The sequence below is a fragment of the Sphingobium sp. Ant17 genome (genome assembly GCF_000588875.1).
Lineage (GTDB): Bacteria > Pseudomonadota > Alphaproteobacteria > Sphingomonadales > Sphingomonadaceae > Sphingobium.
On sequence record NZ_JEMV01000104.1, the window covers coordinates 1 to 9,696 of the forward strand.

At 55.9% G+C, this 9,696-nt stretch carries 9 protein-coding genes; 3 read left to right on the forward strand and 6 right to left on the reverse strand.

The window, feature by feature from the left end; all coding sequences use genetic code 11:
* Window positions 1-349 precede the first annotated feature (349 nt).
* The 5 genes from BF95_RS27685 to BF95_RS23575 all read right to left on the reverse strand — a co-directional run bounded on the left by BF95_RS27685 (window position 350) and on the right by BF95_RS23575 (window position 7,493).
* Complete coding sequence (locus BF95_RS27685) at window positions 350-1,081, reverse strand: hypothetical protein (RefSeq protein ID WP_152542841.1); 732 nt, start codon at window positions 1,079-1,081, stop codon at window positions 350-352.
* On the reverse strand, window positions 1,074-2,189 hold the full coding sequence (locus tag BF95_RS23560; protein WP_043155039.1) for a hypothetical protein: 1,116 nt from the start codon (window positions 2,187-2,189) through the stop codon (window positions 1,074-1,076). The genes BF95_RS27685 and BF95_RS23560 overlap by 8 nt, the downstream gene beginning before the upstream one ends.
* Window positions 2,179-5,016: a sensor histidine kinase gene (locus BF95_RS23565; RefSeq protein ID WP_152542911.1), complete on the reverse strand. Its 2,838-nt coding sequence runs from the start codon at window positions 5,014-5,016 to the stop codon at window positions 2,179-2,181. Before BF95_RS23565 ends, BF95_RS23560 begins: the two co-directional genes overlap by 11 nt.
* 181 nt (window positions 5,017-5,197) lie before the next feature.
* The gene (locus tag BF95_RS23570) at window positions 5,198-6,172 is read right to left on the reverse strand and encodes a DUF4365 domain-containing protein (protein WP_043155040.1); all 975 of its coding nucleotides are present in this window, start codon (window positions 6,170-6,172) and stop codon (window positions 5,198-5,200) included.
* A gap of 427 nt (window positions 6,173-6,599) precedes the next feature.
* Window positions 6,600-7,493, reverse strand: coding sequence for a LysR family transcriptional regulator (locus BF95_RS23575; RefSeq protein ID WP_043155041.1), 894 nt, complete (start codon window positions 7,491-7,493; stop codon window positions 6,600-6,602).
* A 76-nt stretch (window positions 7,494-7,569) separates the two neighbouring features.
* Here BF95_RS23575 and BF95_RS23580 point away from each other — a divergent pair, with 76 nt between their 5' ends.
* The 3 genes from BF95_RS23580 to BF95_RS23590 are packed head-to-tail and all read left to right on the forward strand — an operon-like array spanning window position 7,570 to window position 9,062.
* Entirely contained in the window at window positions 7,570-8,178 is a 609-nt protein-coding gene (locus BF95_RS23580) for a pyridoxamine 5'-phosphate oxidase family protein (protein WP_043155042.1), read from the forward strand.
* On the forward strand, window positions 8,175-8,585 hold the full coding sequence (locus BF95_RS23585; protein WP_043155043.1) for a VOC family protein: 411 nt from the start codon (window positions 8,175-8,177) through the stop codon (window positions 8,583-8,585). Before BF95_RS23580 ends, BF95_RS23585 begins: the two co-directional genes overlap by 4 nt.
* 12 nt (window positions 8,586-8,597) lie before the next feature.
* Window positions 8,598-9,062: a nuclear transport factor 2 family protein gene (locus tag BF95_RS23590; RefSeq protein WP_043155044.1), complete on the forward strand. Its 465-nt coding sequence runs from the start codon at window positions 8,598-8,600 to the stop codon at window positions 9,060-9,062.
* Window positions 9,063-9,249: 187 nt separating this feature from the next.
* On the opposite strand, the gene BF95_RS23595 is transcribed toward BF95_RS23590, so the two are convergent.
* Window positions 9,250-9,696, reverse strand: a 447-nt coding sequence (locus BF95_RS23595; protein ID WP_235209965.1) for a TfoX/Sxy family protein, incomplete at its 5' end; no start/stop codon positions are given.

The window sequence follows — 9,696 nt, forward strand, 5'->3', positions numbered from 1 at the left end:
CGCTGCAAACTTCTCGCGGGAATGACCGTAAAGTCCCGGTTTACGGCCTTTGATCTCCGCAAATCGACCCTTTGTAATCCTTCCCGGTCGTCTTTCCATTCCCCGGAAGCGGACGTTCCTGAAAGTCGGTTCGGTCGGTGCGATAGGCGTAAGCGGACCTTCGCTTGTCCCCGCGCGAGATCGAGATCAGTCCTGGCCATCGGCTCGTAGCGTAAAAATGGGACGGTAGACGTCCGCTCGTCTTGGTTCCCACCACCAAGTTCGACCCAACACAGACACTCAAGCATCAACTTGGGACCAACAAAAATGAACCGATTTCCGTAATAAATATACCAAGACACGCAGCGCTCTAGATAAAAGGGCAAAGATAGCCAGATATGTCATTTCGTGGGTTTATCCAACTTTCCGCTACTCCACTAAAATAAGGCTTCCAGATCTTCTCAAATTGAGGGATTACGAGTCGTTTATATTGCTCATCTCCCCTAAGCGCCTTCCACACTTGTCCCGCGTAATTCGCCAACACAAAGTCTATGGCAAGAATCCCGTCCATAGGAGGATGCATTAGTCTCGGTGGATCAAGAAGTAGGGTGTCGCCAAGCCGCTGATGAATCCTCGTCATCCGAGAACCACCAAATTGGAAGTGGTAGAGCGGGTGGATGTCATCAGTATTGTGTCGGTCTTCCTTCTTTACGTCTATAATATGTCGATCAAAATGCCAAGCTGCTTGCAAACTTGCGCCATTTTGCCCTTGGGCAAATTTCTCTAGGTTAACCTCAAGCTTAGTGAATTGGTCGCATATGTCGGCTGAAAATTGCCCGGCCACCGAAACGCTCAATTCGGCCCGAAATTTCTGCAGAGTAGTCGGTAGAGTCCCCTTCGGAACCGGTATGTTGAAGACGAGGTTTGAAATGTCGTAACCCCAACGATCATCCCGCTGTGAGGTATTTGAGCCACATTGATCAGCTGCCCGGCTGATCGGCGACGTATCGACGCAAACTCCGTTGCGCGATAGGATAGTTCCTAGATGCCGAAGAGCTGTCGCTGCTTTCTTGCGGTCATCCCAGTAATTATTCTTAGCCATTCTTCAGGCTCTGCATCAGGTCCTCTATCCGCCCTCTTTCGAACGGATGGATTTCATACCCGTCCGCCTTGTGCAGACGATCGAGGATCGCCTGCACGGACGCATAGACACCGTCTTGCCATTCCCTCCGATCGACGAACAGCTGCACGGCGTCGGCGTGTGAAATTGGCGCCTTCAAGAATTTACATACATACCAGTATCGCCGGTCGTAATCCTCTGCGATGGGAATAGCGGCCTCCAACTTGGGAAGTTTGAGAAGCTTCTTTGACAACGCGACACGTTGCTCAGCCTCCATACGTTGGAGGCCGCCTTCATCGGTTAAGGCAGACCAAGCTTCAACAATCTTGTGCATCCACCAACGAGGCCACGCGGTACCAAACACGCCAGTGTATTTTGCTGGCTTGGCGAACTTGTCGAGCAGCTTTGCCCAGTCTTCAGACTTCTCAATATCGATCCCGAGCCGCGAAGCGAGGGTGCGCTCATCGATCAACGGGCCATTGCCGAAAATGAGATTTCGCAAGATCGATCGCGCAAAAACATGAGCCGGATATGCCCGATCGTCGGCGATTCCCTGAGCTATCCGTGGATCGAGAATCTCGAACGCCGACGGCAGATCTATCAGTCGGCTGTACGGATTCTTGACAGTTTTCGATCGCGTTGCGCTTATCGCTTTGTAGCCGTTTGCCAGATCGATCATCTCGGTCGCTATATTGCTGGCATCTTTGGTGATGTTGACCTTGTAATATTGTTTGTCAAAAAGGTCGTGGCTCGTTTCATCCTTGTCATAGGACAGCTTGAAATTGTCATCGACCGACCAGAGGACCATAGGTCGGCCGCGCCCGTCTTCCGTCATCCTGGTTCGCAACTCTTGAGCAAGCGCCAGCGCGCGGTAGTTGACCCGCTGGCCATCGGCATCAGCTGCACGATCAAGCCGTAGGTCCAGCAGAAGACCATCATAATCAAATTTGGTCAGCTGACGGACTTCCTCATCGAATTTGTATGGCGACCTGATTTCGATTGAAAGATCAGGATGTGCCGCTTCAAGCACCTGGACGATCGGCTTCACCTTCTCAACTTCGTCATCGAGACAGATATATTTAGTAGGCATTTGATGGGATTTCCTCATCGCTTGCCTCTGGAACGAGGACGCGCAAGCAAGTCGAGAACCCGGACTTGGGATCCTGAAGCACGATCTGACCTTCAGCCGTTTCAACGATGTCTCTAACGATTTTCAAACCCATCCCCATTCCTGCAAAGGTCCCATCTTCATCGGAAGCACCGCTCAAAGATGTTGTAGTGAAAAACGCATCAAAGATGCGTTTGGAGTTTGCGGCCGGAATGCCGTCCCCATTATCCATAAAATCGAGGTAGATCATTCCGTCGGCACGGCCGCATTCAATCATAATTTTGCCCTGTACCCCGGCCCGCCTTATGGCTTTGAGTGAATTTGTGAACAGATTTATCAGTATGGATGCCCACTCCGATTTATGCATAGGACGGGTGAAGAGACCATAACCGTCAAAGCTCTTGTCCATCGAAAGTTCGTTTCTTTTGATCTTGGGGGAAACCACACCCAAAAAGGAATTGACTACATCGCGAATTTCGAGAGCAGATACTTCCCGACTGACATTATCACGAACGGTTGCATCAAAATAAGTTAAATACCCCTCGAAATCGGCGAGCTGATCAAATAGTTGCTCGGCTTTTTCAGAACTATTCTCGCTGTCTGAGACGCTCACGGCCAGTAAAGAAACGGAGGCTTTTACTGCCTCCAAGGCAAGTCTAATTTCGTGGGTAAACTCACCGATCGCAAGGCCCAGGCTTGACAGAACTCGGACCATTCCGAGCTCTTCTAGCAGCGCCTCGCCGGTGTCGCCGATCTCGACGACGGATTGGCGAACGGAATCTACAACCTGGGAGAGCGCGATCGCATATTGCGGATTGTCGCGGGCGTTTTTCTCCAATGTCGCCAGCCGAGCCAGAATATCATCGGCTTGCCCCTTGGGGCTACGTTGCTTTTGCCTCGTATCAGTAGTCGTCAAGCGGCGATCACGTGCAGCGGCGATCGGAAGGATCGCGGTTTTTAGAACAGAAGAAACGAACTCCTTCAGTTCGATAAAGGACTCATTTTCTACGAGTCCCTCCCGACTTGAGGTTTCTTCGAACTGCGTGCCATCCACGTCACTGATTTCGACGAAGCCGAGAAAATTTCGGTTGCTATGCGGTGGAAGAACCTTTCGCAGGAGATTGGAAGCATTGAGCTTGAGCCAATCGTCAAATCGTTCCCCATAGGGCAGCACTCGGAAGCCGTTGCGATAAAGTCTGATACCACCGTTGCTTTGAAGCTTTTCGGCCACCTTGGAGCGAAAGGAACGCTGGGTTTCCTTGTCGATATAGTAATACGCCTTAAACTTCACGTCTCGCAGATGAGAAAAGCAGGCGCTCGGATCTTCCTTGGTCGGCCCGATCGGGATCGCTCCTTGGGCAATGTTAAAACGGCCTGACGTTACGGCCCAACTCGCCCGACCCTCGCCATCAACGTTCCCCTCGATCTCCGCCAAGGCATGCTGAAAGAATGCCGTCCATGCATCCGCAAGAACTTCAGCTGCACCATTTCGCTCCCGAACGAATGATGCCAGAAAGCCTGGATCTCCATCTTCCTCAGATGACGTGCTCGCTAAGGGAAAGGGCTGAATCAGTTCGGCAATGTGTCGATGGGAGCGCTCAATTTGTGCCGTTGACCAACTATCTCTGAGGTCGAAGATGCGGAGCATTGTGCCGTGTGCAAAGGGCTTCTCAATTCGCGTGATAGCGATCGGCACCGACACCAAATCGCGCTCTGCGGTAAAATGCTCCCATTCTATTTCTAGCCGCAAACCAAAGCGCGTTCCGGCCGTCGCTGTTTCCAGCACGAGACGACGGCCGAGGCGTTGGGCGGCGAAGCGTCCAATTCCCTTTCGTCCCGCTTTCTGGCGGTTGTACTTGGCCGACAGGGGGGCAGCGACCTTATTTGGCGTGGACAGGCGCATGAAGCCCGCGCTCAACTGCGCCATATCCATGCCAGAACCGTTGTCGAATATATCCAGCGATGTGCTGCCACCCTGCTCACGAAATATCAACTCAACGTTTGTGGCGTCAGCGTCATATCCGTTTTTAACCAACTCGGCGACCGCGGTTTCCTGCTTGGCGACGAGTTCGAGGCCGAGCCTTGAGATATGGCTAGCGTCGACGGAGAAATAGACACTGCCCCGCCCGCCGCTCAAAAGAAGCCCATCAGCCTCACTCAATCTCTCAGAGAGTGTCTGGGCATGCTCATATCCTTCACGAGTGACGACGTAGCGTTCGCGGTCGGCCGTCTGACCAGATTCACGGGCAATGAAGCCCGCGTGCAGGAATTCCGTCGACGCTCGTTCAATCCAGCCAGGTTCTGTCGGCAGCGCAAAATGCTCGGATACCAACTTGAGGTCATAGGTCGGCGGCGAGCTATCCGGATTTCCGCCATTTTCCCCGACCCCGTCCTGCGCCATGCCGACCAACTCAAAGATTAGGATATCGCGAAACTCGTCGTAGCTCAGACGAGCAGCCGGCGGCACATAATAGCTCTTGTAAAGCAGCGACGCGATCTCGGAGAAACCGCTGTTGAGATACACCCAATGGCCACCAGTTAGCTGATCGTCTACTGGCGCACTATCGTGCGAGGCGATGGACTCGACAAAGTTTTCCAAATCCTGCCGCAGATCGTCGATCCAATCAGGCGCATACGTCAAGCCAAGTGCGTCAACGACACGCTTGTAATTGACCATGCCGTCGATGAACGGATGGTCGGTATCATCCATGAGATAATCGGTCAGTCCCGCCATCCCAATGATCGCGAGATCTCGAAAAGCCTTCCAGTCAAGCGACACGCCGCGGAAGTCCGGCTGAGGCAAATTCACCAACTCTGAACCCTCAAAAATCGGAGCAATTCCTCCCTAAGATCACGAACACCTCTCGAAACGCAAGGGCGAGGCTTCAGGTGTCGACACATTAGCGGTGCCCAATGCACGCTGAAAAATTTGTGTGGCTTTGCCAAAATGCTCGCCGCCCGCGATTGCAACGATCTTCTTGGGCCATCACTTAGGCTGCCCGTAGCCAAAGCGACCACCATTCGGGATCGTGCCGACACAAACTTAATAAACAATCCGCCAGTTCGCGAACCTTAGCGTCCCGACTGTCATCGTCGCGCAGCTCGGAGATCAAGGCCAGGCTGTCCGACCGTCCGCCGAGCAGCGGTAAAAACGCATAACCAAGTTGCCCGCGGTCGAACGTCTCATCGTCGTCCAGCATGAGTAGCATTTTGGCGATATCATCAACCTTAAAGGAGTTAAGCGCAATTTGGACCAGTTGCCTAACTTCGTCGTCGACCTTGCCTGTGTAATCACCGATATCGCAATGGCCGAGCAATTTTGCGAAACCGACCGGTATGTCGATGGACAGTGTTTCAGGCGTTCGGCCGTGGAATTCTTCCAACAGGCACAACCAGGTCTCCGCCGCCTGCTTGTGCCTCACGAGCAACGTGCGGACACCAAGAACATGCGTGTGAGGGTCCGATGCCCTTGCCCATTCGAGCGCGGTCGCAAGGGGAATTGTCGGCGCTTGACCCAGCAGCATCGGCACTAAAACATTCGAAAAGTGAGGTACTTCGAAGCGGTTCCATGCCGCCTTGGGGAAGCTGATCGTTGCCCCTCCGATATGACCGGCCCGCTTGCGCGCGCTACATTCGGATTGCAGGTCGATCCAGTAAGCAGCATCCACCTCAGGGTCGTAGACGATGCCCAGCGTGATCAGATCGTGCCGCGCCCAAAAGTCGATATGGCCAGCCGTGGCAGGCAGGTGGCACTTATACTCGGTATTATAGCTTAGCCCCGATTTGACCTGCAACGCCACTTCGCGCGGTTGCACTTCACCATTGATTACGAGGATGATCGTGGCGTCGTGTCCAAAATCATGCTGGAGATTGATTTCCTTGAACAAGGAGCCAGATCGCTCGACAACGACGCGAGCATGATTGATGCCAGCACGTTCGGTTATGAGGTTTTCACGCGTGCGCAAATCCTGTGCCCTCTCAACGTTGCAATAACCCACCCGTTCGCGCGGCGAATTTTCCGCTTTCGGCTATGCGCTCATTGGCCAACGCGCGCTAGCATTGAGGGCTGTAGAAACCGGTGCCGCCGCCTCTAACGCTAGAAACGCTAACTCACCGGCTGAAATGAACAAGGGCTATCAGATGACTGAAGTTCAGCCTCGAAAGTCGGGTTTTTTGGCGAACTGACATCGCCACCGCTGAGTCGGAATGTCGGCTATTCCATTATCACTCCTCGAAAGCCGACTGTCGCGAATGTCCCAGATGCGGCGGTCGGCGCTTGGCAAAACCAACCCATTTCGGTCTTTCAAAGGGGAACTCTTGATTCCCGCAACCGGACTTTTCGCTCCGTTTTCGGGACAATGGTTTTGTGCTCACGGCTCGCACCGATCTTGATCAGGACCACGCTCCTTGCTGCCCTTGTTCCCGCATGGCCTCAATGAACACGCGAACCGCAGGCATAGCCGCCCGACCGGGATCGTAGAGCAGGCTTACCGGCATGGGGGACGGGGCATGATCCGCCAGCACCTCCACTAACTGCCCGTTCGCGATGCGCGGGGCCGATTGGTAGCTCAGCACATTGGCCAGCCCCACGCCCGCCTCAGCAGCGGCGATGGTAGCATCGATGCTGTTGACGATCAGGCGGGGGACCACGTCCACGATACTGTCGCCCCGTACACCAAACGGCCATGTGCTGCCGACGCGCACTCCGCTGCCCAAGATACAATTATGGCTGGCAAGTTCGGCAGGATCGGTGGGTGCGCTATGTTCGGCGAGATAGGCCGGGCTCGCCACGATGGTCTGCCGGACCGAGCCGATCGTCACGGCGCGCAACGTGCTGTCTGCCAGTGCCCCGATCCGCACCGCCACGTCGATACCCTCCTCGATGATGCGGACATTGCGGTCGAGCAGCATCATGCGCGCATTCAAACCCGCGTGGCTCGCCAGCAGCGCATTGATGACTGGAAGAACATGAAGGCGTCCGAACATCACCGGCGCGGTCACATAGAGCTGACCGCGCGGCACGGACCGCCCGCCCATGGCAATCTGTTCCGCCTCACGCAGGTCTGCCAGGATCCGCCGGGCCCGGTCGAGCAAGACGGCACCTTCGTCCGTCAATGACACGGCCCGCGTCGAGCGATGGAACAAAGTCACGTTGAGATGCCGCTCCAGCGCCGCGACCGCGCGGGTGACCGCAGGCGGCGACATATCCAGCGACCGCGCCGCTGCCGCGAAGCCGCGCCGCTCGGCCACGGCGACGAATACAGAGAGGCTCTCGAAGCGGTCCATTATTCCTCAAAATGAAATAGTGAACGTCTATCATCGCCGATTATCGTGCCAAGGGCAACGCGCTATGTCTCCGTCCATGGCACAGACATTTCTCCATACCCTCTTCGGTCCCGGTGCCCGCGCCATGCAAGAGGCAGGAGGATCGCTCGCCTCCTATGCCCGTATGGAAGCCGGCGCGGGGCCGGTCGACGTGCTGACAAAACGCGAACTGGACTTTATCGCCGCCCGCGACAGTTTCTACATGGCGAGCGTGTCCGAGGATGGCTGGCCCTATGTCCAGCATCGTAGCGGGCCGGCAGGGTTCCTCCGCCATATCGAGGGCAATCGCATCGGGTTTGCGGATTATCGGGGGAACCGGCAATATCTTTCCGCCGCACATTTTGCCGCAGACGGCCGTGTTGCGCTGTTCCTGATGGATTATCCGAACCGCCGTCGGCTCAAGATCATCGGCCATGCCCGTTCCAGCGAGGATGCGGCGGATATCGCCGCGCTCATGCCGCAGGGCTATGCCGCCGAACCGGAACGCGCCTTCCTGATCGACGTCGTCGGATATGACTGGAACTGCCCGCAACACATCACGCCGCGCTTTACCGAGGCGGAGGTACGGCGCGCTTCCCAACCCCTCATTGATGAGATCGCGGCGCTGCGTACCCGCATCGCCCAACTGGAAGGAACAGCATCATGACCGGCAAGCTCACTCACGGCATCCATCATGTCGGCCTAACCGTGCCCGACCTCGATCAGGCGCGCGCCTTCTTCTGTGGCACATTGGGTTTCGACGAGGTAGGCGGCGTGCCCGACTATCCCTCCATCTTCGTGTCGGACGGAGCGATACTGCTAACCTTGTGGCGCGCAGCGGACCCGCTGACGGCCCGGACCTTTGATCGGCGCGCGAATATCGGTCTCCATCATCTCTCGCTGGCGGTCGCCGACGATGCCGCGCTGCAGGCGGCGTGGGAGGCGGTGACGGCGCATCCGGAGGTGGTCGTCGATGCAGCGCCCGGTCCCATCCGTCCGGGGGCTTTAACGCGTCACTTCCTCGTCTTCATTCCGGGTGGCATTCGCCTTGAGTTCGCTACGCCCTTTGCCTGAAAGGATATTCCGATGTTGCGCCTGCCCCTCCCGCCTTTCACCCATGAGACCGCGTTGCAAAAGGTTCGTGCCGCCGAGGATGGCTGGAATGGCCGTGATCCCGCGCGCGTGGCGCTTGCCTACGCCGAGGACAGCAAGTGGCGGAATCGGTCCGAGTTCCTTCAGGGGCGGGATGCTATCATCGCCTTCCTGACTGCGAAGTGGAGCCGCGAGCAGGACTATCGGCTGATCAAGGGTCTGTGGGCCTATGACGGCAATCGGATCGCGGTGCGCTTCGCCTATGAATGGCGTAATGATGCAGGTGCCTGGTATCGCTCTTATGGCAATGAGAATTGGGAGTTCGCGACCGATGGTCTGATGGCGCGGCGGATAGCGAGCATCAACGACCTTCCGATCTCCGAGGGGGAGCGCTTGTTCCACTGGCCGCTCGGGCAAAGGCCGAAGAATCATCCCGGACTGGAAGAACTGGGGCTGTAGATTTCACGGCCGTGTACACCGCCAGCCCGCCACAGCCTTCGGTTCCGCTACAAGAGCGCCGGTGCGTTCGCTTCCCAATGCGCTTGTAGCGGATCGGAAGTCATCGACTCTTGCCGGACATTCAACGATGCACCTGCACATTCAAAAAGCGGATATTCGTTTAACAAGGGCTTCTGCCAACGTTGCATCAACCGGATTTGCGCTTGGTCCTGACCTTGGGAGTAGGCAATTCCTGGGATGTGATACGAACAATCTCAGCAAGCCACTCACGGTCATCCCACTTTTCCGCGTCGATCAGGAGGCAGGGCTTTGCACCGGGATATGGAGGGGCATCTTCCGCATCGGCAGCGAATGCCCGCCCTCCAACCGTAGGCTTTACGAATAGGTGGTCGTCGCAGACCAATGCGACCATTTTYCCATCGCAATAAATGCCGAATTCGCCAAACATCGCCTTGGCYGAAACGGTGCCGCCGCCTGCCATCTGCTCAACAAGGAATTCAACGGTTTTACGATCGGACGCCATAAGGCGATATCGCCGGTCCTGATGAAAAGGTCGAGGGTCAATCGACCCTTCCAAGACGTTCAGCCGCCGATTTCCACTCATCAAGATCAGACAGGCCGCTTTTCCATCTCG

What these genes read in the sequence shown, in the direction of transcription:
- BF95_RS27685 (WP_152542841.1), bottom strand. Translation starts at nt 1,081, where the DNA reads ATGGCTAAGAATAATTACTGGGATGACCGCAAGAAAGCAGCGACAGCT.
- BF95_RS23560 (WP_043155039.1), bottom strand. Translation starts at nt 2,189, where the DNA reads ATGCCTACTAAATATATCTGTCTCGATGACGAAGTTGAGAAGGTGAAG.
- BF95_RS23575 (WP_043155041.1), bottom strand. Translation starts at nt 7,493, where the DNA reads ATGGACCGCTTCGAGAGCCTCTCTGTATTCGTCGCCGTGGCCGAGCGG.
- BF95_RS23580 (WP_043155042.1), top strand. Translation starts at nt 7,570, where the DNA reads ATGGCACAGACATTTCTCCATACCCTCTTCGGTCCCGGTGCCCGCGCC.
- BF95_RS23585 (WP_043155043.1), top strand. Translation starts at nt 8,175, where the DNA reads ATGACCGGCAAGCTCACTCACGGCATCCATCATGTCGGCCTAACCGTG.
- BF95_RS23590 (WP_043155044.1), top strand. Translation starts at nt 8,598, where the DNA reads ATGTTGCGCCTGCCCCTCCCGCCTTTCACCCATGAGACCGCGTTGCAA.